Source organism: Streptomyces sp. NBC_00091 (genome assembly GCF_026343185.1).
Lineage (GTDB): Bacteria > Actinomycetota > Actinomycetes > Streptomycetales > Streptomycetaceae > Streptomyces.
The window spans coordinates 2,254,830-2,281,087 of sequence record NZ_JAPEMA010000001.1; the positions used below are offsets into that span (position 1 = coordinate 2,254,830).

Consider the following 26,258-nt stretch of genomic DNA (forward strand, 5'->3'; position numbering starts at 1 on the left):
TTGAGCGAGGACCGCCCGGGCTAGGTTCGCCGCATGGCTTCCCGCATGGCTTCTCAGGTACTCGTCGCCGCCAACCGCGGCCCGCTCTCGTACGCCCTCGACGCCGAAGGCACCCTCAGCGCCCGGCGCGGCGGGGGCGGCCTCGTCTCCGGCCTCTCCGCGGCGCTCGCGACACAGCCGGAGGCCCTGTGGATCTGCGCGGCGCTGTCCGAGGCCGACCGGGAGGCGGTCCGCCGGGGCGTTTCCGAGCCCGGCGTCCGGATGCTGGACATCGATCCCGCGGTGTACGACGACGCGTACAACGGCATCGCCAACTCGGTGCTCTGGTTCACCCACCACCACCTGTACGACGTCCCGCGCGAGCCCGTCTTCGACGCGGAGTTCCGCCGGCGCTGGGACTCGTACACCGCCTACAACCGGGCCTTCGCCGAGGCCCTGGCCGAGGAGGCCGCCGAGGGCGCGTCGGTCCTGGTGCAGGACTACCACCTGGCACTGGTACCGGGGGCCCTGCGCGAGCTGCGGCCGGACCTGCGGATCGCGCACTTCACGCACACCCCGTGGGCATCGTGGGACTTCCTCGACATGCTCCCGGACGACATCCGGCGGCAGCTGGTGTGGGGGATGCTCGGCGCGGACCAGCTGGGCTTCCACGCCTGGCGGTGGTCGGTGAACTTCATCACCGGCTCGAACACCGACGACGAGCGGGGCATCGCCGACTCGTACCTGCCCAGCGGGGTCCCGGAGCGCGGGGTGTGGCACCGCAAGCTGCGCGCCGACGGGGGCGGGTACGAGAAGAAGCGGTTCACCGAGGTCCGGCAGTACCCCCTCGGGGTCGACGCGGACGAGCTGCGGGCGCTCGCGCACCGGCCGGAGGTGGACGACAAGCTGGCCGCGCTGCGGGCGGAGGTCGGCGACTGCCAGACCATCGTGCGGGTGGACCGCACCGAGCTGTCGAAGAACATCCTGCGCGGGCTCCTGGCCTACCGGGAACTGCTGACCACCCACCCCGAGTGGCGCGGCCGGGTGGTCCACCTGGCCTCGGCCTACCCCTCGCGGCAGGACCTGGCGGTGTACCGGGCGTACACGGAGTCGGTGCGCGAGCTGGCCGCGGAGATCAACGCGGAATTCGGTACGGCGGACTGGCAGCCGGTCCTCGTCTCGGTCGAGGACGACTTCGCCCGCTCGCTGGCGGCGTACCGGCTGGCGGACGTGGCGCTGGTCAACCCGGTGCGGGACGGGATGAACCTCGTCGCGAAGGAGATCCCGGTGGTGTCGGAGGCGGGCTGCGCGCTGGTGCTGTCCACCGGGGCGGGGGCGTACGACGAGCTGCGCGGGGACGCGCTGACGGTGAGCCCGTACGACGTCACGGCGACGGCCGAGGCCCTGCACGAAGCCCTGACCATGCCGGCGGCCGAACGCGCGGAACGCACCAAACGCCTGGCCGCAGCCGCCACCGCCCTCCCCCCGAAGGCCTGGTTCCAGGCCCAGCTGGAGGCACTGCGCGCGTGAGGGGGGGGTCGGCTGGGCGGTGTCAGAGCTGGTTTGGGGGTTTCCCGTCAGTCCCATCGTCCTTCCGTGTCGGGCCGGTCCGTCAAGGGCGCTCCTTCGTCGCGTCGCTTCGCGATGGCCTTCGGCCACCCTTGACAGCCCGTCCCGCCCCGGAAAGCCGAAAGACTGCCGGGAAGCCCCCAAAAGAACGGTCACGGGGCAGGAGGGGAGGAGCGGCCTCGTCAGGGATGAGGCGAGAGGCTTCCCCTTGCCACGCCGGGCATCCGGGCCCGTCCAGGGAGGGCCCAGGGCCGGGGGCCCGGGGGCGCGTCAGATCGCTACGCGCTTCTCATTTCTCAGCGTCCGGCGGCCGTCTGGGGCTGATACCTGCACCAAATGGTGATCAGAGCGGCGTGGGGAGCACATAGGCGGGCTCGACGTTGGCGACCGCAGTGGTGAACTCTCGACCGGAGGCTCCCCGGATGTATGCCAGCTCCATCCAATGCTCGTGGGCGACCGAGTCCGAGACGTTCTCGTTGATCACGGCCATCAGCTCGCCCTCGGTGCCGGAGGCGATGTCGCGGACGCGGCGGCGCAGTAGTCGATGCGGGACGTACTCGTACCGTTCAGTCATCGAGCCCTCCCTCAAAAGTGCTTAGGAAGCGCTGCCAGCCGACCAGTGCCCGGTCGAGCAGCTCGGCACTGGGCTCGTCTATGGCCCTCACCCTCGGCAAGGGTTTGTCCGAGCTGTCGATGCTGGGCTCGTCGTGGGCGTAGCTGTGCATGATGCGGTCACTCCCTACCAGCGGGTGGTGTGACCAGCGTCGGGGCATTGCAAAGCCCCAACTATCCGGAGTTGTGGATAGTCGGGGCCTTGGGTTGACTCACAGTCAGATGCTCAGCCAGGAGCCGTACGACAGGAACGAATCCGGCAGCTGGCGGCGTGCGGCTTCCAGTCCTGCGTACGTCTCCCGCACCGTCTGGTGGTAGCGGGCCTGCTGAGGGGCTGCCTTCCGTGCCTTCAGCAGGTTCTGGAACGACGCGTCGAGGTCTCCGGTCCACATCTGCGCCCGCGCCAGCTCCGCGTGGTGGTGGCTGCGCCGCGACTTCGGCCAGTCCGCCGGAATGCTCACCCCTCGGCCGGCCTGCGCGGCCTGCCCGTACTGGTCCAGCTCGGCCAACACCGACACCCGGTGCACCTGCACGTTGGTCGGACCGAACGCCAGCCAGTGCGTCGACACGGCCTCGCCGGTGCCCTCGGCGATCCGGCCCGCCTCGGCGAGGTGCCCCTCCGCCCGGCCCCCGTCCTTCGACCGGCCGGCCATCACCGCAGCGCCCAGGTGGAGCTGCCCGGTGACGACGTCGCGCTCCCGGCCGGGGTCGGCCTGCTCCAGAGTCCGGAGGCCCAGATCGATGAGGCGCTGGCCCGTCTTGTACTCGCCCTCGCGCAGGTAGGTGAGGGCGCGCATGTACCGGTACATACCGGCGATGACCGCGTCCGAGCCGCGCTGCGCCGCCCAGTCCATGCGCGCCAGGGCGATGGCGGCCAAGTCGTAGTAGCCCAGCTTCGAGGCCACGTCGTAGGCGGTGCGATAGGTGGAGGCCAGGAGCAACCACCCTTCCCCACGCGGGGTTGCGTGGGCAGCGGTGGTGGCCTCCTGGATGAGCCCCGGGATGCGGGAGGCAACCTGCTTGATCTCGCCCGCGCGGACCGCGACGAGGAGTTCCTCCGCGTCGTCGGCGAGGAGCCGGTGCGCACGCGGGGTGATGTCGGGATCTGCGCCCAGGTCGTACAGGTCCAAGGCCTCACGGATGGGCCTTATCAGGACGTCGAGTTCGTCCGCGCGCAGCTCGGTCATGTAGGGCTGGCCGGTGACGGTCTGGACCTGGACCCGGAGGGCTCTGGCCACGGCGGCGATGACGTGGGGCGAGGCCGGAGTGACGCCCTGTTCGACCTTGGTGAGGGTCCCGTAGGGGACTGCGGAGAGGTCGGACAACGCGGCCTGGGTGAGGTGGCGTTCCCGGCGCAGGCGGCGGATACGCGCACCGGTGTGGTCGTGAGGTAGAGAGTGCATAGTGGCTCCCGTTCTGACTCGACACCAGAACGGTACCGGCCCGGCCGACGGTGGATCTCGGCGAGCAGATCGAGGACTACGGACGCCTTACGGCAGGGCGGGGTATGCCGTGGCCGAGGGCGGCCAGAATCGCAGCCTCCTTGCCCGGCGTGATGCCGTGCTCGGCGGCCCTGGGATGCTCCACCGGACGGCCTTCGGCCTCCAGCCATTCCCAGGTGTCGCTGATGGTCGTGGTCAAGGGCCGGCAGGACAGTCCGGCCGCCACGGCACGCGACGAGTCCACGGACCACACACCGGCGGCGGTGCGCCACAACGGCATCTCGGTCCACTGGCGAACGCCGTGATCCTCCAGCACGGCCGGATCAGCCCAGACGACTTGTCCGACGCCGCCGGTGACAGCAAGGCAATGGGCGAGGAACTCCCCGGTGGAGAGCGGGGTCGGATGGGCGATGTTGAAAGCCCCGCCGCCGGTTCGAGCGGCTTGATCCAGAGCGAACGCGGCCACGTCGCGCACGTCCACGGGCTGGATCGAGCGTGAGGACGGGGCAGCGGCGAGGATCACCCCGCCGCGCTCGGCCCGCCGTAGCCACCACGGCAGCCGGCCCACGTACTCGCCGGGCCCCAGAATCACCCCGGGGCGGAGAACCACCGCGTCGCCCCCGAAGGTCTGACGGACGGCCTTCTCCGCCCCGGCCTTCTGGAACCCGTACTTCGTGGGAGACCCGTCGGCACCGGTGTATCCGAACGACTCATCGGCGTCGGCCGGTGCGTCCAGCAGAGCCGAGTGCTCCGTCAGAGGCTGATGCGGCCACCCCTGATAGACGGACACGGTGGAAACGTGCACCCAGCGGCCAACCACCGGACGCAGGGCCTCGGCGGCCGCCAACACGGTGTGGGGAGCCATCTCCCCCGACGAGGTGTCCACGACGGCGTCCCACGAACCCGACTGCGCCAGACGCTTCAGATCCGCGTCGCTGGTCCGGTCACCTCGTACCGTCTCAATGCCTTCCGGCACAGCGCCGGAGCGACCCCGGTTGAACGCGGTCACGTCCCAACCGCGAGCGAGCGCGCCCTCGATCACTGCTCTGCCAAGGAACCAGCCACCATCCAGCACCAAGATTCGCATGCCCGCGCCCCTGCCACGGATCCGGGCGGCTTACGACCACCCCAAACGGGCTGCGGACGCCGAAAAGAGAGGAACGCGTAGCGATCTGAGGCGCCCAGGTGCTCCTCCCGCCGCTCTCATCAACATTTGGTGCAGGGATCAGCCCCAGACGGCCGGTAGGCGCTGAGAAATGAGGAGCGCGTAGCGATCTGACGCGCCCCGGGCCCCCGGCCCTGGGCCCTCCTTGAACGGGCCCGGATGCCCGGCGTGGCAAGGCCCGGCCCCTCGCCTCATCGCTGACGGGGCCGCTCCTCCTGCTCCTGCCCCGTGACCGTTCCTTTGGGGGGTTCTCGGCAGTCCTTGTCTTTCCGGGGCGGGGCGGGCTGTCAAGGGTGGCCGAAGGCCATCGCGAAGCGACGCGACGAAGGAGCGCCCTTGACGGACCGGCCCGACACGGAAGGACGATGGGACTGACGGGAAACCCCCAAACCAGCCCTGACACCGCCCAGCCGGGACCCGGATCCCCGGAGTCCCGGCCCACCCCGCGACCCGCCCGCCCTCAGGCGCGCAGCGCACCCGCCAGCTGCGACAGGAACGCCGTCACCGCGCCCGGGCCCGGGAGGACTAGGTCGGCTCGGGCGGCGAGTTCCGGGACCTCGGCGGAGCCGCTGCACACCAGGAGCCCCGGGAGGCCCTCGGCGCGGCGCTTCTCGACCGCCGAGTACGCCGCGAGGTCCCCGAGGTCGTCCCCCGCGTACAGCACGGCCTCGGCGTCCCGTTCCGTGAGGAACTCCGTCAGGGCGACGCCCTTGTCCATCCCCGGCGGGCGCAGCTCGAGCACCGCCCGGCCCGGCTCGACCATCAGCCCGTGCCGGGCGGCCAGCTCGGCGAGGGGTTCGCGCAGGGCGTCGAAGGCCGCCGTCGGGTCTTCGGCGCGGCGGGTGTGGACGGCCAGCGCCTGGCCCTTCTCCTCGATCCAGGTCCCGCGCCACGCCCCGATCGCGTCGAGGAACCCCGGCAGCTCCGCCCGTACGGCGGCGACGCCCGGGTGCTCGGCGGGGGCGTGCACGATGCCGGTGACGGCGTCCCAGCGCTCGGCCCCGTAGTGGCCCAGGACCACCAGGTGCTCCAGCCCCGGCACCCCGGCGAAGCCGCCGTAGCGGACGGCGACCCCGGCCGGCCGGCCGGTGACCACGGCGACCGCGTCGACCTGGGGGGCCAGCTCGGCGAGCGCCGGCACGGCGGCCGGGTGGGCGCGGGCCTGGTCGGGGTCGGGGACGATCTCGGCGAGGGTTCCGTCGAAGTCGAGGGCGATGACGGCTCTGCGGGGTGCGCGGAGGAGGGCTTCGAGTCCCTCGCGTCCGGCTGCGGTGGCGGGCACGGGCATAGGCGGCAGGTCGTGCGGCTGGCTCCCCATACCGATGACCCTACCGGCGCCGTCCGGGCCCGCCCAGCCCCCGCCGTAGACGCTCTAGCGCCGGGCCCGCTGGGCCTCGCGGATGCGTCGGAGGCGGTTGACCGTGCCCGGGGCGTGCTCGAGCGCGCGTGGATCGTCCATCAAGGCGTTGAGCAGCTGGTAGTAGCGGACCGGGGTCAGCCCCAGCCCTTCGCGTATCGCCCGCTCCTTGGCTCCGGGGCCGGGCCAGGTCCGTCCCTCGTACGCGAGCACCGCCGCCTCGGTGGCTGTCAGAGTCACCCGCGTCACCTGCCCGTCGTCCGTCATACGGCCAGATTAACTGCGCCCACCGACACCAACACCGACACCGCCCCCGACCGGCACCGGTAGCGACGTCAGCGCTCGCCGTCCGCCTTGCGCGCCGTCGTCGCGATCTCCTCCAGGACCTTCGCCGGCTGCCCGCCCGGCTGGACGGTCTTGCCGATGTTCTGCTTCAGGTCCTCGCTGACCCCGGCCCAGGACTTCTTGCCGACCGGGTAGAGGCGGGCGGTCGGCAGGGCCGTCAGGAAGGTCTTGAGCTGCGTGGCCGAGCCGCCGGTGCTGTTCGCCATGGCCCGGTAGCCGCTGGTGGTGACCGGCAGCAGGTCGTACTGGTTGGTGAAGGCGGTCACGTTCTTCGCGGAGTACAGGTGGTCCAGGAACTTCCCGGACTCCTTCTTGTGGCCGTTCTTGAAGGCCATCACCCAGTCCGCGACGCCCATGGTGGAGTGGTCGGTGCCGTCGACGGTCGGCATGGCGACCATGCCGAACTTCAGGCCCTTGCCGGCGGCCTGCTTCAGCAGCGTCGGGTGGCCGTTGAGCATGCCGACCTCGCCGCGCGTGAAGCCGTCGAAGGCGGCCTGGCGGTCCAGCTTGCCCGGTTCGACGGGGCCGGTCAGCTGCTGGCCGACCATCTTGTCGCGCAGGAACTCCAGGGACTTGACGTTCTCCGGGGAGTCGATCGAGTACGCCTCTTCGTTGTCGGTGTAGCCGCCACCGCCCGAGAGCATCCACATCATCGTCTCGGCCTGGGCCTCCTCGCGGCCCAGGGGCAGGGCGAAGGGGGTCGGGACGTTCGCCGCCTTGAGCTTCTTGGCGGCGGCCTCGATGTCCGCCCAGCTCTTCGGCTGCCAGCCGGCGGCGCTGTCCTTGGGGATAACCCCGGCGTCGCCGAGCAGCTTCTGGTTGTAGAAGAGCAGCCGGGTGCTGGCCACGAAGGGCATGCCGTACTGGACGCGCTTGACCTTGCCCGCGTCGGCGAGCTGGCCGAGGAAGTCCGCCTCGGTGTTCACGGAGAGCAGCTCGTCGACGGTGTAGAGCTTGCCGGCCTCGGCGTAGTCGGCGTAGGCGCCGATCTGCGCGATGTCGGGGGCCTTGCCCGCCTTGACCATCGCGGCGACCTTGGCGTCGACCTCCGACCAGGAGTAGACGCTGACCTCGACGTGGACGCCGGGGTTGTCCTTCTCGAAGGCGGTGGCGAGGTTCTCCCAGTACCTGGCGGAGGAGTTCTGCGGATTGTCCCCGTAGTCGGCCGCCACGACCCGCAGGGTCACCTCGTTGTCCCCGGTGAGGCCGGACACGGCTCCACAGCCCGCCAGTGTCGCGACGGTCAGGCACAGTGCGGCGCCGGTCGCGGCCGGCCTCAGGTAACGGCCCTTCACAGTTCTCGATCCACCCCTGGTTGTACGTACGATCCGACGTAAGGTCTACACCACTTTGGCCGCTCCTTCACATCCGGAACGGGGCCGCGCGCGGACTGTGGCCGGACCGTGTCCGGATGAAGGTCCTGAATTTGTATGGCCGCTCAACAATCCCCCTCAATGGACTAGACCTTTCCCCGCCGAGCACGCGAGACTGTCTGCTGTGAAACCCGTGAAACACGTCATCGCCCTCGATGTGGGCGGCACCGGGATCAAGGCCGCCCTCATCGGCGCGGAAGGTTCCCTGCTGCACGAGGCACGCCGCGCCACCGGCCGCGAGCGGGGCCCCGACGCCGTCGTCGAGACGATCCTGGCCTTCGCCGCCGAGCTCCTCGACCTGGGCCGCGAGCGCTTCGGCACGGCCGCCTCGGCCGCCGGGGTCGCCGTCCCGGGCATCGTCGACGCCGAGCGGGGCCTCGCCGTCTACGCGGCGAACCTGGGCTGGCGCGACGTACCGATGCGCGACCTGCTCGGCGCCCGCCTCGGCGGGATCCCGGTCGCCCTCGGCCACGACGTCCGCACGGGCGGGCTCGCCGAAGGCCGCATCGGCGCGGGCCTGGGCGCCGAGCGCTTCCTCTTCGTCCCCCTCGGCACCGGCATCGCCGGGGCCATCGGCATCGCCGGCCGCATCGAGGCCGGCGCCCACGGCTACGCGGGCGAGATCGGGCACATCGTCGTCCGCCCGGGCGGCCCCGCCTGCGGCTGCGGCCAGTACGGCTGCCTGGAGACCCTGGCCTCCGCCTCCGCCGTCAGCCGCGCCTGGGCGGCCGCCTCCGGCGACCCCGAGGCGGACGCCGCGGACTGCGCCAAAGCCGTCGAGTCCGGCGACGCGGCGGCCCGCGAGGTGTGGCTGGCCGCCATCGGCGCCCTCGCCGACGGACTGGTCACCGCGATCACCCTGCTGGACCCGAGCACGCTGATCATCGGTGGCGGGCTCGCCGAGGCGGGGGAAACCTTGTTCACACCACTGAGGACGGCCGTCGAGGAACGCGTGACGTTCCAGCGGCTGCCCGAGATCGTTCCGGCTGCCCTCGGGGACACCGCCGGATGCCTGGGCGCAGGGCTGCTCGCCTGGGACCTACTCGCCACGGAGGTACCTGCCTGATGTCCGGAAGCGCACACAGCACCGTTCTCTCCGGCGCCAGGGTGGTGCTGCCCACCGGGACCGTGGCGGGCGGCCGCGTCATCGTCGAAGGCGGACGCGTCGCGGGCAGCGCCCCCGAGGACGCGCGCGTCCTCGACCTGTCCGGGCACTGGATCGTCCCCGGCTTCGTGGACATGCACAACCACGGCGGCGGCGGCGCCTCCTTCACCTCCGGCACCGCCGAGGAGGTCCTGAAGGGCGTACGCACCCACCGCGAGCACGGCACCACCACCCTCGTCGCCTCCACCGTCACCGGCGACCTGGACGAGCTGGCCCGGCGCGCCGGCCTGCTCGCCGAGCTCACCCAGCAGGGCGAGATCGCCGGCATCCACTTCGAGGGCCCCTTCATCAACGCCTGCCGCAAGGGCGCGCACAAGGAGGACCTGCTCCGCGACCCCGACCCGGCCGAGGTCCGCAAGCTGATCGACGCCGCGCACGGCGCCGCCCGCATGGTCACCCTCGCCACCGAACTGCCGGGCGGGCTGGACTCCGTACGGCTGCTGGCCGAACACGGGGTCATCGCCGCGATCGGCCACACGGACTCCACGTACGACCAGACCCGCCAGGCCATCGACGCCGGCGCGACCGTCGCCACCCACCTCTACAACGCGATGCCCGGCCTGGAGCACCGCGCCCCGGGCCCGATCGCGGCGCTGCTGGAGGACGAGCGGGTCACCGTCGAGCTGATCAACGACGGCACCCACCTGCACCCGGCGATGCTGGAGCTGGCCTTCCACCACGCGGGCGCGCACCGCGTCGCACTGATCACCGACGCCATGGACGCGGCCGGCTTCGGCGACGGGACCTACCACCTCGGCCCGCTGGAGGTGGAGGTCAAGGACGGCGTCGCCCGGCTCGTGGAGGGCGGCTCCATCGCCGGCTCCACGCTGACCCTGGACACCGCCTTCAAGCGGTCGGTGACGGTGGACCGGCTGCCCGTCGAATCCGTGGTCCAGGCGATCTCGGCCAACCCGGCCAAGCTCCTCGGCCTCTACGACGAGGTCGGCTCGCTGGAGCCCGGCAAGTACGCCGACCTGGTGGTCCTGGACGCCGCCTTCGACGTCAAGGGCGTCATGCGGCGGGGCGAATGGATCGTCAGCCCGCTGGTCTGAACCGGCCCTTCGGCCGCCGCGCGAGAGGTGGCCTGCCCGCAGGGCTGGGCTGGCCGCCCTCGATTTGGCATGATCCCGGCACACACCAAGACCGGGACTGGCCATGATCCTCACCGTGACGCTCAACACCGCGCTCGACGTCACCCACCGGGTGCCGCGCATGCTGCCGCACACCTCCCACCGGGTCACCGGTGTCACCGAACGCGCCGGCGGCAAGGGCCTGAACGTGGCCCGGGTGCTCGCCGCGCTCGGCGACGAGGTCACGGCGACGGGCTTCGCGGGCGGCCCGGCCGGGCAGACCGTACGCGAACTCCTCGCCGCCACCCCGGGAGTGGTGGACGCCCTCGTCCCCTGCGCGGGCACCACCCGGCGCACCTTGGCCGTCGTCGACGACAGCACCGGCGACACCACCCAGTTCAACGAACCCGGCCCGCAGATCTCCGCCGCCGAATGGGCCGCCTTCCTCGACCGGTACACCGAACTGCTCGCCGGAGCACGCGCGGTGGCCCTGTGCGGCAGCCTGCCCCCGGGCGTGCCGGTCGGCGCGTACGCGGTGCTCGTACGGGCGGCCCGCGCGGCCGGCGCCCCGGTGCTGCTCGACACCAGCGGCGAGGCCCTGCGGCGCGGGGTCGCCGCCCGGCCCGAGATCATCAAGCCGAACGCCGCCGAGCTGGCGGAGCTGACCGGCTCCCGCGACCCGCTCCCCGCCACCCGCGACGCCCGCCGCAGGGGCGCCCACGCGGTGGTCACCTCGCTCGGCCCCGAGGGACTGCTCGCCGCCACCCCCGAGGGCACCTGGCAGGCGGCCCCGCCCCGCCCGCTGCGCGGCAACCCCACCGGAGCGGGCGACTCCGCCGTGGCGGGCCTGCTCTCCGCCCTCACACGGGGCCTGGACTGGCCCGAGCGCCTCACCCGCGCGGTGGCCCTCTCCGCGGCCACCGTCCACGCCCCGACGGCGGGAGACTTCGACCCCCGCACCTACGAGGAGGTCGGACGGGAGGTCACCGTCACCCAGGTGGCCGCACCGGGGCTCCACCAGGCAACCTGACCGCACCGGCTCCGGGCCACGGCACCGGGCGGGCGGGCGGGAGCGGAACGGCCGAGGGGGAGGTGCCCACGCGTGGACACCTCCCCCTCGGCCGCGCGCGTCAGCGCTTGGTGTGACCCTGAGCCAGTCCGAGCTGGTCGAAGATGACCTCGCACTGGTTCCCGGCCTCGCACGAGATCTTCATCGTGTTCGAGCCCTTCTTCAGGTTGATCCACGCGTACGTGCGGGTCCAGCCCTTGTCCCACGCCCCGGCCTCGGCCTTGGCGAAGTTCGCCAGGTTCAGGGACTGCGTCGGGCTCTGCCCGTTGACCGTGAGGGTCGTCTTCGCGTCCTTGCCCGGCACCGCGTAGTTCACGTGCAGTGTGTACTCGCCGGCCTCGGGCACGTCGACCGTCCAGGTCAGGGCGGCACCCGTGACGTTGAAGTTGCCGACGTACTGGCCGCCCGAACTCTTCGAGCCCAGCACCGTGTTCTGGAGCACCGCGCCGCCGGTGAGCGCCATTCCGGCGCCGGCGGCCTCACCCTTCGGCAGGGGGGCCTGCGAGGGCGTCGGGGAGCCGCTCGGCTGCCCGGAGCCCTGGTTGGGCTGGGGGGCGACCGGCTGCTGGGACTGGTTGGACGCCTGGTTCTTGTCGCCCTTGTCCTTGTCGTTGTTCCCCCAGATCAGCGCCGCGCTGATGCCGATCGCGACCGCGGCCACCACCGCGACCGCCGCGATGAGCAGGCCCTTGCGGCTGGAGCCGCCGCCACCGTGGCCGCCGTGGCCGCCGCCCGGGAGCGGGCTCTGCTGGGTGTACTGCGGCTGCTGAGGGACCCCGTAGCCACCGGCCTGGAGGGCCTCCGGCGCCTGGTACTGCGCCTGGTACGAAGGGGCCGGCTGCTGCTGCGGCACGGCGCCGCGCTGCCCGCCGTAGGTCCGCTCGCCGACCGTACGCACCTGGTTGTACGAGGTGCGGGGGACGCCTGGCTGCGCGCCGGGCTGACCGCCGCCCGTCGGGCCGGGGTAGCCGTATCCGCCGCCCTGACCGGGCGGGGTGGCTCCGGCGGCCTGGCCGTCCGCGTAGAGGTAGCCGAACGGATCATCGTCCTCGGGCTGGTTCGCCCCACCGTGCGGGCCGTTGTTCGCGGGCGTCGTCATCGCAGGTCACTCCTTTCGACCCCCGGGAGCCTACCCCGAACACGTGCGCCCACGGGCGGCCAACGGCCTCAGCCTGCCCTGCGGTGGGCCTTGGAACGGGACCTTTTCTCGATGTACATCCGCTGGTCGGCTGAGCGCAGCACCTCGTCCGCGGACATCCCGCAGCTGGCCCAGCCGATCCCGAAACTCGCCCCCACGCGCACCGCGCGGCCGTCCACCCGGATCGGCGGGATGATCGCGTTGCGCAGCCGTACGGCGAGGTCGGCGGCGTCGGCGGCGCCCAGTCCGTCGGCGAGGACGACGAACTCGTCACCACCCAGCCGGGCGACGGTGTCACCGTCCCTGACGCCCGTCGTCAGCCGCCGGGCCACCTCGATCAGGACCGCGTCGCCGGTGTGGTGCCCGAACCGGTCGTTGATCGACTTGAAGCCGTCGAGGTCACAGAAGAGCACCGCGAGCCCCTTCGTGCCGTCGTCGATGTCCGTGGCGGGCGCCACCGTGTGCACGTGGTGGTCGTACGGGCCTTCCGCGCGCCCCGGGAAGGGGCCGGGGAAGTCGAAGGAGTCGCCGCCGCCCGCCTGCCCGGCCGCGGGGGCGGGGAAGCCCTGGGCGCCCTGGGCGGGGAAGCCCTGGCCGGAGAAGCCGCTGTCGTACCCGTGGTGCTGCCCGTCGGGTGGAAAGCCGTGCTCTCCGGCACCACCCGCCTCGGGGCGGCCCTCGTACGCCGCGTCCAGGGCCTCCACGGCGGTGGCCCGTACGGACTGGGGCCGCCGGCACAGCCGTGCGCCGAGCCGGGAGCGCAGCTCGGCGCTGTTGGGCAGGCCGGTGAGGGAGTCGTGGCTGGCCCGGTGGGCGAGCTGGAGCTCGTGCCGCTTGCGCTCCTCGATGTCCTCGACGTGCGTGAGCAGGAAGCGGGGCCCGTCGGCCGCGTCGGCGACGACCGAGTTGCGCAGGGAGACCCAGACGTACGTGCCGTCGCGCCGCCCGAGGCGCAGCTCGGCGCGGCCGCCCTCGGCGGAGGTGCGCAGCAGGGTGCCGATGTCCTCGGGGTGGACGAGGTCGGAGAAGGAGTAGCGGCGCAGGACGGATGCGGGCCGGCCGAGCAGCCGGCAGAGCGCGTCGTTGGTGCGCAGCAGCCGGCCGTGCTGATCGCCGCCCATCTCGGCGATGGCCATGCCGCTGGGCGCGTACTCGAAGGCCTGCCGGAACGACTCTTCACTGGCACGCAGCGCCTGCTGTTCGCGTTCCAGCCGGACCAGGGCCCGCTGCATGTTCGCCCGCAGCCGTGCGTTGCTGATCGCAATGGCGGCCTGGAAGGCGTACATCTGGAGCGCTTCGCGCCCCCACGCGCCGGGGCGGCGCCCGTTGCGCGGCCTGTCCACCGAAATGACACCCAGCAGTTCCCCGCCGGTCGCATACATGGGGGCGTAGAGCCGGTCCTCGGGGTGCCACTCGTCCGCGAAGCGCGGGTCGGGGCCGTCCGTGTGCCATTGGGGGACGTCGTCCTCCAGCAGGACCCAGCCCTCGGTGTGCGGGATGAACCGCAGGCCGTCCCAGTCCTCGCCCATGGTCAGGCGGCGCTCCCAGGCGGCGCGGGAGCCGACGCGGCCGGTGATCAGGGCCTCGGCGGCGGGGTCGCCGGCGAAGGCCGCGACGACGAGATCCCCGTCAGGGCGTACGAGGTTGACACAGGCGAGTTCGTAGCCGAGGCCCCTGACGATGCCGTCCACGACGGTCTGCAGGGTGTCCGCCAGGCTCCGGGCCGTGTTGAGCTCGGCCACCACCTGGTGCAGCTGCCGCAGGGTCGCAAGACGGACGTACGGCTCCGACTCGGTCTCCATTGCTCGCTCTCCCCGAGACCTCGACAGCAACTCCAGGTTTGTCATCGGCGTTTCGTTGCGGTGTCCCGTCCACTGAATCACAGTGAGCTGTGCGGCAGGTACACAGGGTCAACAAATCTTGCCCTCTGTGACTCAAGTCACATGAGATGAATAAGGGCGTGCCGTGGGCGGGGTAAGGAGTGGGAGCGCTCCCCCTCCTTCCCGCGAGCAAACGATACGCGCGGGCCTAGGCCGAGGGGCGGGGACGCGGCTCGGACCAGGGCCCGATGTGCGGCGCGCAGCCGCGAGACTAGCGTTCGGTACGTGCCGAACACGAGCCCCGTAACCCCCAGTCCCGTACATCCCGGTCCCGTACACCCGAGCCCGCCGCACCCTGCCACCCCTCATCCTGAGGGGGTGAGCAACGACGAGTTCCGGGCCGCCATGTCCCGGCTGGCGGCGGGCGTGTGCCTGATCACCGCCCAGGAGCCGCCCCTGGACGCCGACGGACGCGGCGAGGACGTCGGCATGACGGCCACCGCCTTCATGTCGGTGTCCCTGGACCCGCCGCTGGTCCTGGTGAGCGTGCGCGAGGGCTCGCGGATGGACGACCTGCTCGCGGAGCAGCCGCTGTGGGCGGTCTCCCTCCTCGCGGACAGCCAGGTCCAGGTCGCGGGCCGCTTCGCGATGAAGGGCCGGATCAGCGACCGGCTGCTGTTCGAGGGCCTGCCGTACGTACGCGGCCCCGTCTCCGGCGCGCCGCTGATGTCGGGCGCGCTGGCCACCCTGGAGTGCCGCACCGAGTCCCGGGTCACGGCGGGCGACCACACCCTGGTCGTCGGCCGCGTCCTGTCCGCCGCCCTGCCGGCGGCGGAGGCGCCGCCGCTGACGTACTTCCGCGGCCGCTACCGGCACCTGGCGCCGTAGCGCCCCCGGGCGGGGTGGCCTCCGGGTCCGTAGGCTGAGAGAAGGCTTCCTTCTCCGCCGGCGCGCAAGAGGAGGTACGTCATGCGCAAGCGAACACTGTCCGTGGCCATTGCCGGACTGCTGGCCGTTCCCGCGTTCGGCCCTCTCGGCACACAGGCCCAGGCCGCACCGCCCCAGGAAGACCAGATCACCTGTCCGAACCTGGCAGGGGCGGACTGGACGCAGTGCAACCCCGGATTCGTCCTCAACTACGGGGACAGGATCGCGGTGAGCATTCCCATCAAATCGGCGGTCAAGATCGCCGAAATCGCCCTCTACTGGGAAGACCCTCCACCCGAGAAGTTCATCAACAGCGTCGAATACGTGGGCGACGACTGGGAGTACCTCTGGACGAGCAAGGAGCCCGGCCGCGTACTCGTGAGCCTGCAGGCCCAGCCGAGCTTCGGCGCCGACATAGGCAAGACGCTCACCGCGACGGTCCGTGTGACCCCCGGCAGTGGGGCGGACCAGCCCAGCAAGCCCGGCCAGCTGAAGGCCACCTCCCCGAGCGGCACGGTGTACCAGTCCGACAAGAAGGCGAAGAAGTTCAACGTCGGCCAGCTGGCCATCGGCCGCGGCCAGCTGAAGATCGTCAAGGCGGAGAAGCCGAAGCACGGGAAGGTGTCGATCGAGAACAACAAGAAGCAGCTCGTCTACAGGGCCGACAAGAACTACGAGGGCACCGACAAGATCTTCTACACCGTGAGCAACGGCATCAAGGAAGTGAAGGGCACGATCACCCTGGACGTCCGGCTGTGAGGTGACCGCGAGCCGCCCGCTACCAGTCGCGTCCGGTGCGTCCCCGCTTCGTCTCGCCGCGGGCCTTCTTCTCCCGCAGGCGACGCTCGTTGATCCCCCGCGGGATCTTCGTCGCCCGCCGGGCCTTGGGCGGCGGGGCCGTGGCCTCCGCCAGCAGCGAGGCCAGCCGGACCAGGGCCATCTCCCGGTTGCGCAGCTGCGAGCGGTGCTCGGAGGCCCGTACGGTCACCACGCCGTCCACCAGCCGGGACGCGAGCCGCTCCAGCGCCCGCTCCTTCCACACCTCGGGCAGCGACTTCGTCGCCCCCAGGTCGAAGAGGAGCTCCACCCGCGAGTCCGAGGTGTTGACGTGCTGCCCGCCCGGCCCGGAGGAACGCGAGAACCGCCAGGCGAGTTCCCCCTCGGGGAGCACGACCGAACCGCGGATGACATGGGGACCAGGCATGCCCCTATGATCGGCCCCCGCCCGTGGGCCCGTCACCCCGATTTACGGGGCGACGCGCCGCCGTGGAACTGCGCACCTCCTCCCCGCGTTATGGAGGTCAGCGGTAACTTGACCCCATATCGAGGTCATGTGACGAGGAAGGACACCAGTCAAAATGGCAGTAAGCCTGTCCAAGGGCGGCAACGTCTCGCTCACGAAGGAGGCCCCCGGCCTCAGCGCCGTCACGGTCGGCCTCGGCTGGGACGTCCGTACGACGACCGGTGTCGACTTCGACCTGGACGCCTCGGCCATCGCGGTCAACCCGACCGGCAAGGTCGTCTCCGACGGTCACTTCGTCTTCTTCAACAACAAGTCCACCCCGGACCAGACCATCGTCCACACCGGTGACAACCGCACCGGTGAGGGCTCGGGCGACGACGAGGCCATCAACGTCAACCTCGCCGGCCTGCCCGCCGACGTGGACAAGATCGTCTTCCCGGTCTCGATCTACGACGCCGAGTCCCGCAGCCAGAACTTCGGCCAGGTCCGCAACGCCTACATCCGCGTCGTGAACCAGGCCGGCGGCGCCGAGATCGCCCGCTACGACCTCTCCGAGGACGCCGCCACCGAGACCGCCATGGTCTTCGGCGAGCTCTACCGCAACGGCGCCGAGTGGAAGTTCCGCGCGGTCGGCCAGGGCTACGCCTCCGGCCTCACCGGCATCGCCCAGGACTTCGGCGTCAACGTCTGATCAGGATCCTGATCAGACGCGCCGTGGCCGAAGCCCCCTCCCGGCCTTCCGGGCAGGGGGCTTCGCTACCGTTCGGTACGTGATCCTCGAACCGCTCGTCCCCGTGGACGGCGCCCTGCCCGGCCCGGTCCTCACCGAGGTCGCCACCCTCTACGCGACGAACCACGCGTTCTTCGAACTGAGCGGCGACTTCCCCGACCCGGCCCGCATCACCGTCGAGCAGGTCGCGGCCTCACTCGCCGACGAACTCGCCCACGAGGGCGCCGAGGTGCTGCTGGCCCGCTCCGCCGGCCGCCTCGTCGGCCTGGCCGCCACCCTGGCCCACAACCCGAACCCCTCCCCCGGCGACCCGGCCTCCGAGGACCCGGACCCGTGGATCGGCCTGCTCCTCATCGACTCCACCGCGCACCGCGAGGGCTACGGCCGCACCGTGGCCGCCCTCGTCGAGGACCGCTTCCGCGCGGCGGGCCGCACCGGCCTGCGCCTGGCCGTACTGGAGGCCAACACCAAGGCCCTCGCCTTCTGGCAGGCCCAGGGCTACACCCCCCTGCGCCACACCAAGGACCGCGAACTGGGCCGCCCCTGCACGGTATTGCGCAAGGCCCTGTCAACTTGACCCGGCCGTGAACGACCGGGCTTGGAGGTAGGGCGCGGCTGGCTGTCGCGTGGCCTCCTCCGTCTGAGCCACCTGGGGGGCGGCTGGGACGCGTGACTCACGCCCCGCGGTCCACACGGTCTCGCCCTTGCGGGCGAGGTTGTGGGACGCGTTGTCGTCCGCGTGCATGACGGCGCCGCAGGCGCGGCACGCGAACGTGGCCTGATCGACTCGGTTCTTCCGGTCGATGTGTCCGCACTCGGAGCATTGCTGGCTGGTGTATGCCGGATCGACGTACACCAGCGGCACCCCGGCCCGCTTCGCCTTGTAGGCGATGAACTGGCCGAGCTGGTGGAAGCTCCACGAGTGCAGTTGTGCCCGCTGGCCTTTACGGAGCCGTACCCGGTCCCGGATGCCGCCCAGGTCTTCGAGGGCGACACCGTGGCCGGTGCGTTCAGCGGTGGAGACGATGGTCTTGGAGATGACGTGGTTGACGTTCGCGGCGTGGCGCTGTTCGCGCCGGTTGCGCTTCTTGAGGAGTCGCTTGGCGGACTTGGTTCCCTTGGCCTGCAGCTTCTTTCGCAGGTCGAGCTGTCGTTTTCGGTGCCGGTTCAGACCGCGCCCGGCGGCCCGGTAGCCGGTAGACGTGGTGGCGATGTTGACGACGCCGAGATCAACGCCGATGAACCCGGCGGGGTTCTCGTTTGGCAGGGCTTCCGGGATGTCGCAGACGGCGATCAGGTAGAACTTGCCGTCGCGCTGGATCAGGTCGCACTCGCCCTTGCGGTGCTCCCGGAGCGTCTTGAACGTGCCGGGTGAGCAGGCGAAGCGGACACCTCTGAGGCGCCCAGCCGTGGTCCAGATGCTGACGGTCCTCGCGTCGTACTGCCAGGACAGACACCGGTCGTCAAAAGGCTGCGCGGCCTCCGGCCTGAACATGACCGGCTTCGACTCGGCCCTGACCCGCCGCCTCGACCCCGGCTTGCCGAGATTCCCGGCGCGGATGTTCGCCTTCAACGCGGTGTAGGCGTCACGGACCTTCTTGATCACGTGCTGTGCGGCCTGCGCTCCCAACCCACGCGTCTTCAACTCGGCATAAGTGTGCTTGCGCAGTTCGTACTCACGCGGGATACCACGCTCAAATGCCACCCGAGACACCCAGCACGCCGCCTCGTTGACCTCCCGCAAGGTCGCCGACAGCGCGGGTGCCTGCACGGCATCCGGCATCAGCTTCACCCGCACGACGAGCTTCACACCGGCAACGTAACAGCGCCCTCTGACAACGCCCGTTCCAGCGGGGAACGCAGCGAACTCCGGCGCTCCGCGCCTTCGGGTCAGGGATGTGATTCCTCCCGGGCGTAAACGCCCGGGGTTCCTCGCAAGGGTCCGCTGAACACACGGCCTACGCCTTCGGGCGGCCCTCGCCGTACAGCCAGACGTCCCACACCTTCCGCAGGTCGTGGCCCGTGCGCTGCTGCGCGTACGCGGTGAAGTCGGCGGTGCTCACGTTGCCGTGCCGGTGGTCGGTGGCCCAGCCGCGCAGCAGGTCGAAGAACTTCTCGTCCCCCACCTCCTGCCGGATCCGGTGCAGGACCATCGCGCCCCGGTAGTACACCGGGTCGTCGGAGATGTGCTCGGCGCCGGGTGGCGCGGCCGGCGGGAAGGCGTCCCAGGCGGCGTCGGCATGCGGGTCGACCGAGGTGTCACCGGCCAGGAAGGCCTCGAAGCGGCGCTGCGCGCCGATGCCGCCCCGGTCCTCCGACCACAGCCACTCCGCGTAGGTGGCGAAGCCCTCGTTGAGCCACATGTCCTTCCAGGACTTCGGCGAGACCGAGTCGCCGAACCACTGGTGGGCCAGCTCGTGCAGGACCAGCTCCTCGTCGGGCGCGCCGGAGTAGACGGGCTTGGTCTGCGTCTCCAGCGCGTACCCGAGGGTCTGCGCGGGCATCACGATCGAACCGGCGGTGGAGAAGGGGTACGGGCCGAACCTGCGGCTGCCCCACTCCACGATCTCCGGCAGCCGCGCCAGCGCCGCCTCGCTGCCCGCCGCCTGGTCGGGAGCGACGGCGTTGTAGACGGGGACCCCCGACGGGGTCCGCCCGATGCTCACCTTGAACCGCCCGACGGCGACGGTCGCCAGGTAGCTCGCCATCGGCTCCGCGCTGTGCCACACGAACTCGGTCTCGCCGTCCTCCACCTCCCGGCGGGAGCGCAGCTCGCCGTTGGACACGGCCTCGTAGCCGTCCGGCACCGTCACGGTGACGTCGTACGCGGCCTTGTCGCTCGGATGGTGGTTGCCGGGGAACCAGCCCATCGACCCCACCGGCTCGCCGACGGCGACCGCGCCGTCCTCGGTGGTGATCCAGCCCTCCTTGGAGCCGTCCGGATCGACGACCGCCTTCGGCCGCCCGGTGTAGTCCACCCGCGTACGGAAGACCTCGCCCTTCCTCAGGTCCTTGGCCGGACGCACCGTCAGCTCGTTGCCGGTGCGGTTGTGGCGGGCGCCGGCGCCCTGCACCTCCACGCCCTCGACCTTGAGGCCGCTGAAGTCGAGGTTGAAGGAGCTGAGCCCCTGCTCGGCGCGGGCGGTGATGACGGCCGTGCCGTGCAGCTCCCCGTCGGCGGGGTCGTAGGCGAGGTCCAGCTCGTAGTGCTCGACCTGGTAGCCGCCGTTGCCCGCCCGGGGGAAGTACGGATCACGCAGCCCGGACGCGCCGGGCCGCCCCTGCACCGTCGCGCCCGTACATCCCGTGGTGAGGACGAGCAGGGCGGCGACGGCGGGGACGGCGAGGCGGGTGAGCGCGCGGAGTTCCACGCACCGATCCTAAGCGGGGGCTCTGGAGCGGGCCTGGGTCCTAGTTCTGCAGGGACTCGACGCCGGCCTTGGCGAACTTCTCGTCCAGGTCACCGCTCGGGGCGCCGGCCACGCCGATGCCGGCGACCGGGGCGCCGTCGGCCTGCACGGGGGCGCCACCGCCGAGGAAGAGGGTGCCCGGGATGTCCTTCAGGTTCGGGGTCTGCGCGAGACGGCCGACGAGGACGGAGGTCGGGGCGTTCCAGGACACGGCGGTGAAGGCCTTGCGCTGCGCCGACTCGTAGGACTGCGGGCCCGCACCGTCGCCGCGCAGGGTGACGATGGTGTTGCCGTTGCGGTCGACCACCGCGACGGTGACCTTCTGGTTCTCCTTCTGGGCGGCCTCGAGCGCGGCCTGGGCGGCGCGGGTGGCGGCGCCGATCGTGAGGTGGGTCGAGGTGGTGAAGTTCGCGTTGCCGTCCTTCTTGGCGGGGGCGGCGGGCGTGGCGCTCGCGCTGACGGCACCGAAGGTCCCGGCGCCGAGGACGACGGCGAGGGCGGTACCGGTGAGAACGCGGGTGCGGGTGTTCATGGTGTGCTCCTGGGGAGGTCATCGGCTCGTCTGGCTCCCTCCAAGCTTCGGCCGCGACCCCGCCCCCACCCGTCCCCGTACCGGCTGTGCCCGACGACCACACCGGTTGACCCGGGGGTCATCCGATCGGCCGATGCGGCGGTGCGGGCCACCCGGTTTCCCTGGTCAGGGGCCCGGCCGGGGTCGGGGACGGGGTGGGGTGCCGTCCGGGACTAAAACGAGATGATTTCGGCGCAAACCCCCGCCCCACAACCCCACCACCCCAAGGCGCCGAACATCGAAGCCCGTCCCGGACGGCACCCCACCCCGCCCCCGGCCCCGGCCCCGGCCCACCCACACCCCGCCGCCCGCCCGGGCGACGCCCACCCCGCACCCCGTCCGCCCCGCACCCCGCCCGGCCAGGGCTACGGCAGCATGGACACCACCGCCCCACCACCAGGAGCCACGCCGTGAGCCGGCATCCCTCGACCGCCCCCGACACCCGCACCCTCGCCACCGTCATGCACACGGCGTTCTTCCTCCTGCTCGGCGCCTCGGTGGCCCGGTTCCTGCTCCGCCACCCCGGCGAACCCCGCACCCCCTGGGTGATCGCCCTCAGCATCGCCCTCGCCCTGCTCTACGTCCTCGGCCCCGCCGTCGGAGCCACCGGCGCGACCGGCACCACCCCCGCCGCCCCCGCCACCGGCGCCCCCGCGCCCCCCACCCTCCGCCGGCGGCTCTGGCTCGGCCTGGTCGTGGCCACCTGGGTGGTCCTGGTGGTCCTCGCCCCGAGCTTCGCCTGGTGCGCCGTACCGCTCTTCTTCACGGCCCTGCGCACCCTGCCCCCGCGCGCCGCGGTGGGCCTGGTCGCCGTGCTCACCGTCTTCGTGGTCATCGCCCAGCTCAAGCTGTCCACCGCCTTCGACCCCAACCTCCTCCTGGCCCCACCCGCCATCGCCGCCCTCGCCACGGCCGTCTTCGTCCACATGGAGCGCCAGGCACAGGCCCAGCGCGCGCTCATCGACGACCTGATCCGCACCCGCCGGGAACTCGCCGCCACCGAACGCCGCGAAGGCACCCTCGCCGAACGTCAGCGGCTGTCCATGGAGATCCACGACACCCTGGCCCAGCACCTGTCCAGCCAGCAGATGCTGCTCCAGGCCGCCGACCGCACCTGGGACACCGACCCGGACACCGCCCGCGCGCACGTCCGTACCGCCAACGGCATCGCGGCACGCGGCCTCGCCGAAGCCCGCCGCCTGGTCCACGACCTGGCCCCGCCCGAGCTGGACAACGGCGCCGGCCTCGCCGACGCCCTGCGCGCGCTGGACGCCGGCCCCGACATCGAAGTCCGCTTCCACCTGGAGGGCGCCCCCACCCCCCTCCCCGACCGCACCGAATCCGCCCTGCTGCGCATCGCCCAGGGCGCCCTGGCCAACGTCCGCGAACACGCGAACGCGCACACCGCCGCCCTCACCCTCAGCTTCCTCGGCGACCAGGTGGTCCTGGACATCGCGGACGACGGCGAGGGCTTCACCGCCGCCGCCTCCAGCCCCGACCGCGGCCACGGCCTGCCGGCGATGCGCGCCCGCGTGCGGCAGCTCGGCGGCACCCTGACGATCGAATCCACCCCCGGCGAGGGCACCGTCCTCTCGGCCTCAATCCCCCTGGAGCCCACAGGATGACGACGATCCTCCTCTGCGACGACCACGTGGTGGTCCGCGCCGGACTCCTCGCGCTCCTCGGCAGCGAACCGGACATCGAGGTGCTCGGCGAAGCGGGCAGCGGCGAGGAGGCGGTCGCCCTGGCCGCGAAGCTCCGCCCGGACGTGGTCCTGATGGACCTCCAGCTGGGCGAGGGCATCGACGGCGTCGAGGCGACCCGCCGCATCACCGCCCTCCCCCGGCCCCCGCACGTCCTCGTCCTCACCACGTACGACACGGACGCGGACATCACCCGCGCGATCGGCGCCGGCGCGACGGGCTACCTCCTGAAGGCGGAACGCCCGGAGGAACTGTTCGCCGCCATCCACTCGGCGGCGGCGGGCCGCACCACCCTCTCCGCGCCCGTCGCCAGCCGCGTGATGGCCCACATGCGCGGCACCCGCCCCACCCTGACGGACCGCGAACTGGACATCCTGGGCCAGCTGGCCCGCGGCCTCGGCAACCGCGACATCGCCCGCGCGCTGTTCATCAGCGAAGCCACGGTCAAGACCCACCTGGGCCGCATCTACGACAAACTCGGCGTCGACACCCGCGCGGGCGCGGTGGCGGTAGCCAAGGAACAACGGCTGTTGCCTTCTTAACGCACCGCACCATTCCCCGACGCACCGCTCGCACGGCTCGGCGCCGGGGCGCCTCTCCGGCTTCGCGCCGCTGCGCCGGACTCCGTCCGCCGATGCCGGGGCGGGGCCAGGGGCCCGGGCTGGGGTCCGGCCGCCGCCTGCGGGTGGTGGCCGCTGCGCGGTGCTGTCCCCTACCCGCCCTTCCACCGTTCCCCGGGCTCCGCCCGGACCCGGGGCTGGGCCTCGGCGACGGGCCCGCAAACGACCGACTCGCCGCAACAATCCAGCCCCGCTGGCGTTTGACGGCTACCGCAGCCAAACCCAGCCCCGCCGGCGATTGAGGCGCGGGGGCCCGGGGGCTGGCCCCCGGCAACGGACCCGCACACGCACCGCCACCCCGCAGGCGCACCGCCACCGCAACCAAACTCAGCCCCGCCGGCGTTTGAGGCGCAGGGGTCCGGGGGCTGGCCCCCGGCAGCGGACCCGCAGGCGGACGGCCACCGCACGCACAACCAGCCCCGCCGGCGTTTGAGGCGCAGGGGTTCCGGGGGCCGGCCCGGCAGCGGCAGCCCCCCACGCCCCCGCCGGAGGCAACGGCAGGGGGGATCCGGACACTCCGCCCCCCTCTTCGGACAACCCCGGCGGAGCCCCACCACACCCCCCACCCCCAGTGGCACGCTCGGCCCCGCCGCCACCCGGCAACCCGCGAAGGAGCCCGCGTGTCACACCCCCGCCGCCTCGCCGCCGCCGCCGCCGTCCTGCTCGGCGCAGCCGCCCTCGCAGCCACCACCCCCCAAACCACCGCCACCGCCACCGGAACCGGCCACAGCCAGTACTCCGGCACCGTCCCCCTCGGCACCACCTACACCGGCACCGCCTACCAGCTGACCGACCCCTCCCGCGGCGGCCAACGCACCCTCGACGCCCTCAACCAGACCAACAACCCCGGCGTCCCCTTCAACGACGCCGACAACGTCTGGGGCGACGGCACCCCCGCCCACCGCCAGACCGCCGCCGTCGACGTCCACTACGCCACCGCCGTGACCTGGGACTTCTACAAGGCCGCCTTCAACCGCAACGGCGTCCGCGGCGACGGCGTCGGCACCACCTCCCGCGTCCACTACGGCACCGGCTTCGGCAACGCCTTCTGGAGCGACAGCTGCGCCTGCGTCACCTACGGCGACGGCGCCACCCCCGGCCGCCCGCCGACCTCCCTCGACGTCGTCGGCCACGAGCTCGCGCACGGCCTGACGGCCTCCACCGCCCGCCTCGGCTACTCCGGCGAGCCCGGCGCGCTCAATGAGGGAACCTCCGACATCCTCGCCACCGCCGGCGAGTTCTTCGCCGGGAACGAGGCCGACCCCGGCGACTACCTCCTCGGCGAACGCGCCCTCGAAGGCCCGCCCCGCCGCATGGACCGCCCCAGCGCCGACGGCGTCTCCCGCGACCACTGGTCCCCCGACCTCGCCGCCCTCGACCCGCACGCCGCATCCGGCCCCGCCCGCCACTTCTACTACCTCCTCGCCGAAGGCAGCGGACCCAAAGTGATCGACGGGGTCGCCTACGACTCCCCCACCTACGACAACTCCAAGCTCCCCGGCATCGGCCGCGACAAGGCCACCCGCATCTGGTACCGGGCGCTGACCCTCTACATGCGCTCCAGCACCAACTACTCCGGCGCCCGCACCGCCACCCTCAGGGCCGCCGCGGACCTCTACGGCCCCACCGCCCCGGAGACCGCCCACGTCGCCGCAGCCTGGACGGCCGTCAACGTCCGCTGACCCGCCCCCCGCGCCGGGAGACGCGTAGCCGTGACACCATCGGGAACGTGCTCGACATCGGCTACTCCCTCTCCCGGCGCTTCCCGGACCCCCCGCAGACCGACTACCGCTCCGCGGACGTCCGTACCCTGCGCCACGACCTCTTCTGCGGTGACGTCTACCTCGCGGACACCAACAAGGACCAGGAACTGTCCACAGCCTGGGGATGGGTACCCGTACTCGACTTCGCCTGGGCGCTGTGCGACATCGTCGAGCAGCTCGACGAGGACCCCCGCGGCAGCCGCTCCGCCAACCGCCAGTACGCCGAACTCGACTTCACCGAGTCCGCCGACCGCATGCTCTTCGAGCGCCGCTTCGGCTGGGTCGACATCGAGTCCGACTGGATGGACCCGGAGGAGCCCCCGCTGACCTTCAGCCACCGCCTGCTGCGCCGCGAGGCCCGCGACTTCCTCCACGACCTGATCGCGGACCTCATCGACATGCACGACGGCCTCGGCGACAACCCGGTCATCTGGACGCTCCAGTCCCGCTTCCCCCGCGTACCGGCCTGAAAAACGCCTCCCCCGCCCGGGGGAGCATGATCACTCCCGCGCCCGATCCCCGCCCGCCGCCCGGCGGACAGGCTGGGCACATGACCCTCCACACCACCGCACGCCCCGTCCCCCGCTGGGCCGTCACCACCGCCCGCCTCCTGCCGCTCCTCGCCCTGCCCGTATGCCTGTGGCGGCTGCCCATCGGATTCGGCTTCCAGATGGGCATGGACACTCCCCCCACTCCCCAGCCGCTCTGGATCACCGTCCCCTACGTCCTGACGCTCAGCCTGCTCACCGAAGCCTGCGCCCTGCTCTGCGCCGGCCTCGTACGCCCCTGGGGCGAGACCGTCCCCGCCTGGGTCCCCGTACTGCGCGGCCGGCGCATCCCGCCGTACGCGGTCACCGTGCCCGCCGCCCTCGCGGGCCTCGGCTTCACCTTCCTGACCGTCGACTGGGCGCTCTGCGTCTTCCACATCGCCGGATTCTCCGACGTCGGCTTCACCAACGGCTGGTGGCAGGCCCTCTCCGTCACCGTCAGCGGCCTCTTCGTCCTCTGGGGACCCCTGATCCTGGCCCTCACCCACGCCTACCACCGGCGCCGCCGCCCCCTGCCCGCCCGTTGAGCCCGTCCCGGAGCCCGTCCGGGGCCCGTCCCGCAGTCCGGCCCGGCCGACCGGGCGCGTCGGATACTCTCTCGATGGTTTCGGGCGTCGACAGGCTTGAACTGCCTGATAG

General features: G+C 72.1%; 25 protein-coding genes and 1 pseudogene. 13 read left to right on the forward strand and 13 right to left on the reverse strand.

The features are described from left to right. Window positions 1–45 precede the first annotated feature (45 nt). The gene (locus tag OOK34_RS10170; protein WP_267033543.1) at window positions 46–1,509 is read left to right on the forward strand and encodes a trehalose-6-phosphate synthase; all 1,464 of its coding nucleotides are present in this window, start codon (window positions 46–48) and stop codon (window positions 1,507–1,509) included. 335 nt (window positions 1,510–1,844) lie between these two features. On the opposite strand, the pseudogene OOK34_RS10175 reads toward OOK34_RS10170, so the two are convergent. The 7 genes and pseudogenes from OOK34_RS10175 to OOK34_RS10205 all read right to left on the reverse strand — a co-directional run bounded on the left by OOK34_RS10175 (window position 1,845) and on the right by OOK34_RS10205 (window position 7,764). Beyond that, window positions 1,845–2,122 (reverse strand): annotated as a pseudogene (locus OOK34_RS10175) (hypothetical protein). Continuing rightward, window positions 2,115–2,273 (reverse strand): hypothetical protein, encoded by a 159-nt coding sequence (locus OOK34_RS10180; RefSeq protein WP_267033544.1) that lies wholly within the window; start codon window positions 2,271–2,273, stop codon window positions 2,115–2,117. Before OOK34_RS10180 ends, OOK34_RS10175 begins: the two are co-directional and overlap by 8 nt. A 105-nt stretch (window positions 2,274–2,378) precedes the next feature. Further along, window positions 2,379–3,563 (reverse strand): helix-turn-helix transcriptional regulator, encoded by a 1,185-nt coding sequence (locus OOK34_RS10185; protein WP_267033545.1) that lies wholly within the window; start codon window positions 3,561–3,563, stop codon window positions 2,379–2,381. Between the two features lie 76 nt (window positions 3,564–3,639). Next, window positions 3,640–4,689, reverse strand: coding sequence for an NAD-dependent epimerase/dehydratase family protein (locus OOK34_RS10190; RefSeq protein WP_267033546.1), 1,050 nt, complete (start codon window positions 4,687–4,689; stop codon window positions 3,640–3,642). Window positions 4,690–5,227: 538 nt separating this feature from the next. Further along, a complete protein-coding gene (gene otsB / locus OOK34_RS10195; protein ID WP_267033547.1) occupies window positions 5,228–6,085 on the reverse strand; it encodes a trehalose-phosphatase in 858 nt (285 codons plus the stop codon). A 54-nt stretch (window positions 6,086–6,139) separates the two neighbouring features. Beyond that, the gene (locus tag OOK34_RS10200) at window positions 6,140–6,391 is read right to left on the reverse strand and encodes a DUF3263 domain-containing protein (RefSeq protein WP_267033548.1); all 252 of its coding nucleotides are present in this window, start codon (window positions 6,389–6,391) and stop codon (window positions 6,140–6,142) included. A gap of 68 nt (window positions 6,392–6,459) precedes the next feature. Then, the gene (locus tag OOK34_RS10205) at window positions 6,460–7,764 is read right to left on the reverse strand and encodes an ABC transporter substrate-binding protein (RefSeq protein ID WP_267033549.1); all 1,305 of its coding nucleotides are present in this window, start codon (window positions 7,762–7,764) and stop codon (window positions 6,460–6,462) included. Window positions 7,765–7,975: 211 nt separating this feature from the next. Between OOK34_RS10205 and OOK34_RS10210 the strand changes: the two genes are divergently transcribed. The 3 genes from OOK34_RS10210 to OOK34_RS10220 all read left to right on the forward strand — a co-directional run bounded on the left by OOK34_RS10210 (window position 7,976) and on the right by OOK34_RS10220 (window position 11,107). Continuing rightward, complete coding sequence (locus OOK34_RS10210) at window positions 7,976–8,908, forward strand: ROK family protein (RefSeq protein WP_267036688.1); 933 nt, start codon at window positions 7,976–7,978, stop codon at window positions 8,906–8,908. Further along, a complete protein-coding gene (gene nagA / locus OOK34_RS10215; protein WP_267033550.1) occupies window positions 8,908–10,059 on the forward strand; it encodes an N-acetylglucosamine-6-phosphate deacetylase in 1,152 nt (383 codons plus the stop codon). Before OOK34_RS10210 ends, nagA begins: the two co-directional genes overlap by 1 nt. A gap of 103 nt (window positions 10,060–10,162) precedes the next feature. Next, window positions 10,163–11,107, forward strand: a complete 945-nt coding sequence (locus OOK34_RS10220) for a 1-phosphofructokinase family hexose kinase (protein ID WP_267033551.1) — start codon at window positions 10,163–10,165, stop codon at window positions 11,105–11,107. Window positions 11,108–11,207: 100 nt separating this feature from the next. On the opposite strand, the gene OOK34_RS10225 is transcribed toward OOK34_RS10220, so the two are convergent. Then, on the reverse strand, window positions 11,208–12,245 hold the full coding sequence (locus OOK34_RS10225) for a CBM35 domain-containing protein (RefSeq protein WP_267033552.1): 1,038 nt from the start codon (window positions 12,243–12,245) through the stop codon (window positions 11,208–11,210). 68 nt (window positions 12,246–12,313) lie between these two features. Continuing rightward, window positions 12,314–14,086: a diguanylate cyclase CdgB gene (cdgB, locus tag OOK34_RS10230; RefSeq protein ID WP_267033553.1), complete on the reverse strand. Its 1,773-nt coding sequence runs from the start codon at window positions 14,084–14,086 to the stop codon at window positions 12,314–12,316. Window positions 14,087–14,509: 423 nt separating this feature from the next. On the opposite strand from cdgB, the gene OOK34_RS10235 reads away from it, so the two are divergent. Both OOK34_RS10235 and OOK34_RS10240 read left to right on the forward strand, forming a co-directional pair. Next, entirely contained in the window at window positions 14,510–14,992 is a 483-nt protein-coding gene (locus OOK34_RS10235; protein WP_267036689.1) for a flavin reductase family protein, read from the forward strand. Window positions 14,993–15,073: 81 nt separating this feature from the next. Then, the gene (locus OOK34_RS10240; RefSeq protein ID WP_267033554.1) at window positions 15,074–15,790 is read left to right on the forward strand and encodes an Ig-like domain-containing protein; all 717 of its coding nucleotides are present in this window, start codon (window positions 15,074–15,076) and stop codon (window positions 15,788–15,790) included. Window positions 15,791–15,809: 19 nt separating this feature from the next. Here the strand turns inward: OOK34_RS10240 and arfB are convergent, their stop codons facing one another. Continuing rightward, window positions 15,810–16,235, reverse strand: a complete 426-nt coding sequence (gene arfB, locus OOK34_RS10245) for an alternative ribosome rescue aminoacyl-tRNA hydrolase ArfB (protein ID WP_267033555.1) — start codon at window positions 16,233–16,235, stop codon at window positions 15,810–15,812. A 154-nt stretch (window positions 16,236–16,389) separates the two neighbouring features. Between arfB and OOK34_RS10250 the strand changes: the two genes are divergently transcribed. Next, window positions 16,390–16,965 carry a TerD family protein gene (locus tag OOK34_RS10250; protein WP_267033556.1) on the forward strand — a complete coding sequence of 192 codons (576 nt, stop codon included), beginning with the start codon at window positions 16,390–16,392 and terminating at the stop codon, window positions 16,963–16,965. A gap of 79 nt (window positions 16,966–17,044) precedes the next feature. Continuing rightward, window positions 17,045–17,581 (forward strand): GNAT family N-acetyltransferase, encoded by a 537-nt coding sequence (locus OOK34_RS10255; protein WP_267033557.1) that lies wholly within the window; start codon window positions 17,045–17,047, stop codon window positions 17,579–17,581. On the opposite strand, the gene OOK34_RS10260 is transcribed toward OOK34_RS10255, so the two are convergent. The 3 genes from OOK34_RS10260 to OOK34_RS10270 all read right to left on the reverse strand — a co-directional run bounded on the left by OOK34_RS10260 (window position 17,573) and on the right by OOK34_RS10270 (window position 20,946). Beyond that, complete coding sequence (locus OOK34_RS10260; RefSeq protein ID WP_267036690.1) at window positions 17,573–18,787, reverse strand: transposase; 1,215 nt, start codon at window positions 18,785–18,787, stop codon at window positions 17,573–17,575. The two genes, OOK34_RS10255 and OOK34_RS10260, sit on opposite strands and share 9 nt — an antisense overlap. Window positions 18,788–18,962: 175 nt before the next feature. Further along, window positions 18,963–20,375, reverse strand: coding sequence for a M1 family metallopeptidase (locus tag OOK34_RS10265; protein WP_267033558.1), 1,413 nt, complete (start codon window positions 20,373–20,375; stop codon window positions 18,963–18,965). A gap of 40 nt (window positions 20,376–20,415) precedes the next feature. Then, window positions 20,416–20,946, reverse strand: coding sequence for a heme-binding protein (locus OOK34_RS10270; protein WP_267033559.1), 531 nt, complete (start codon window positions 20,944–20,946; stop codon window positions 20,416–20,418). Between the two features lie 500 nt (window positions 20,947–21,446). On the opposite strand from OOK34_RS10270, the gene OOK34_RS10275 reads away from it, so the two are divergent. From OOK34_RS10275 to OOK34_RS10295, 5 genes are all read left to right on the forward strand, one after another. Beyond that, a complete protein-coding gene (locus tag OOK34_RS10275; RefSeq protein ID WP_267036691.1) occupies window positions 21,447–22,610 on the forward strand; it encodes a sensor histidine kinase in 1,164 nt (387 codons plus the stop codon). Further along, a complete protein-coding gene (locus OOK34_RS10280; protein WP_267033560.1) occupies window positions 22,607–23,230 on the forward strand; it encodes a response regulator transcription factor in 624 nt (207 codons plus the stop codon). Before OOK34_RS10275 ends, OOK34_RS10280 begins: the two co-directional genes overlap by 4 nt. 698 nt (window positions 23,231–23,928) lie before the next feature. Next, window positions 23,929–24,990 (forward strand): M4 family metallopeptidase, encoded by a 1,062-nt coding sequence (locus OOK34_RS10285; RefSeq protein WP_323183411.1) that lies wholly within the window; start codon window positions 23,929–23,931, stop codon window positions 24,988–24,990. 47 nt (window positions 24,991–25,037) lie between these two features. After that, window positions 25,038–25,541, forward strand: a complete 504-nt coding sequence (locus tag OOK34_RS10290) for a hypothetical protein (RefSeq protein ID WP_267033561.1) — start codon at window positions 25,038–25,040, stop codon at window positions 25,539–25,541. A gap of 80 nt (window positions 25,542–25,621) precedes the next feature. Continuing rightward, window positions 25,622–26,146, forward strand: a complete 525-nt coding sequence (locus tag OOK34_RS10295) for a hypothetical protein (RefSeq protein ID WP_267033562.1) — start codon at window positions 25,622–25,624, stop codon at window positions 26,144–26,146. The last annotated feature ends 112 nt before the right edge of the window (window positions 26,147–26,258 follow it).

Bases quoted from the DNA above. Each gene is read 5' to 3' on its own strand.
- OOK34_RS10170 (WP_267033543.1), top strand. From the start codon at position 46: ATGGCTTCTCAGGTACTCGTCGCCGCCAACCGCGGCCCGCTCTCGTAC.
- OOK34_RS10180 (WP_267033544.1), bottom strand. From the start codon at position 2,273: ATGCACAGCTACGCCCACGACGAGCCCAGCATCGACAGCTCGGACAAA.
- OOK34_RS10185 (WP_267033545.1), bottom strand. From the start codon at position 3,563: ATGCACTCTCTACCTCACGACCACACCGGTGCGCGTATCCGCCGCCTG.
- OOK34_RS10190 (WP_267033546.1), bottom strand. From the start codon at position 4,689: ATGCGAATCTTGGTGCTGGATGGTGGCTGGTTCCTTGGCAGAGCAGTG.
- otsB (WP_267033547.1), bottom strand. From the start codon at position 6,085: ATGGGGAGCCAGCCGCACGACCTGCCGCCTATGCCCGTGCCCGCCACC.
- OOK34_RS10200 (WP_267033548.1), bottom strand. From the start codon at position 6,391: ATGACGGACGACGGGCAGGTGACGCGGGTGACTCTGACAGCCACCGAG.
- nagA (WP_267033550.1), top strand. From the start codon at position 8,908: ATGTCCGGAAGCGCACACAGCACCGTTCTCTCCGGCGCCAGGGTGGTG.
- OOK34_RS10220 (WP_267033551.1), top strand. From the start codon at position 10,163: ATGATCCTCACCGTGACGCTCAACACCGCGCTCGACGTCACCCACCGG.
- OOK34_RS10225 (WP_267033552.1), bottom strand. From the start codon at position 12,245: ATGACGACGCCCGCGAACAACGGCCCGCACGGTGGGGCGAACCAGCCC.
- cdgB (WP_267033553.1), bottom strand. From the start codon at position 14,086: ATGGAGACCGAGTCGGAGCCGTACGTCCGTCTTGCGACCCTGCGGCAG.
- OOK34_RS10235 (WP_267036689.1), top strand. From the start codon at position 14,510: ATGTCCCGGCTGGCGGCGGGCGTGTGCCTGATCACCGCCCAGGAGCCG.
- OOK34_RS10240 (WP_267033554.1), top strand. From the start codon at position 15,074: ATGCGCAAGCGAACACTGTCCGTGGCCATTGCCGGACTGCTGGCCGTT.
- arfB (WP_267033555.1), bottom strand. From the start codon at position 16,235: ATGCCTGGTCCCCATGTCATCCGCGGTTCGGTCGTGCTCCCCGAGGGG.
- OOK34_RS10250 (WP_267033556.1), top strand. From the start codon at position 16,390: ATGGCAGTAAGCCTGTCCAAGGGCGGCAACGTCTCGCTCACGAAGGAG.
- OOK34_RS10260 (WP_267036690.1), bottom strand. From the start codon at position 18,787: ATGCCGGATGCCGTGCAGGCACCCGCGCTGTCGGCGACCTTGCGGGAG.
- OOK34_RS10270 (WP_267033559.1), bottom strand. From the start codon at position 20,946: ATGAACACCCGCACCCGCGTTCTCACCGGTACCGCCCTCGCCGTCGTC.
- OOK34_RS10275 (WP_267036691.1), top strand. From the start codon at position 21,447: ATGCACACGGCGTTCTTCCTCCTGCTCGGCGCCTCGGTGGCCCGGTTC.
- OOK34_RS10280 (WP_267033560.1), top strand. From the start codon at position 22,607: ATGACGACGATCCTCCTCTGCGACGACCACGTGGTGGTCCGCGCCGGA.
- OOK34_RS10295 (WP_267033562.1), top strand. From the start codon at position 25,622: ATGACCCTCCACACCACCGCACGCCCCGTCCCCCGCTGGGCCGTCACC.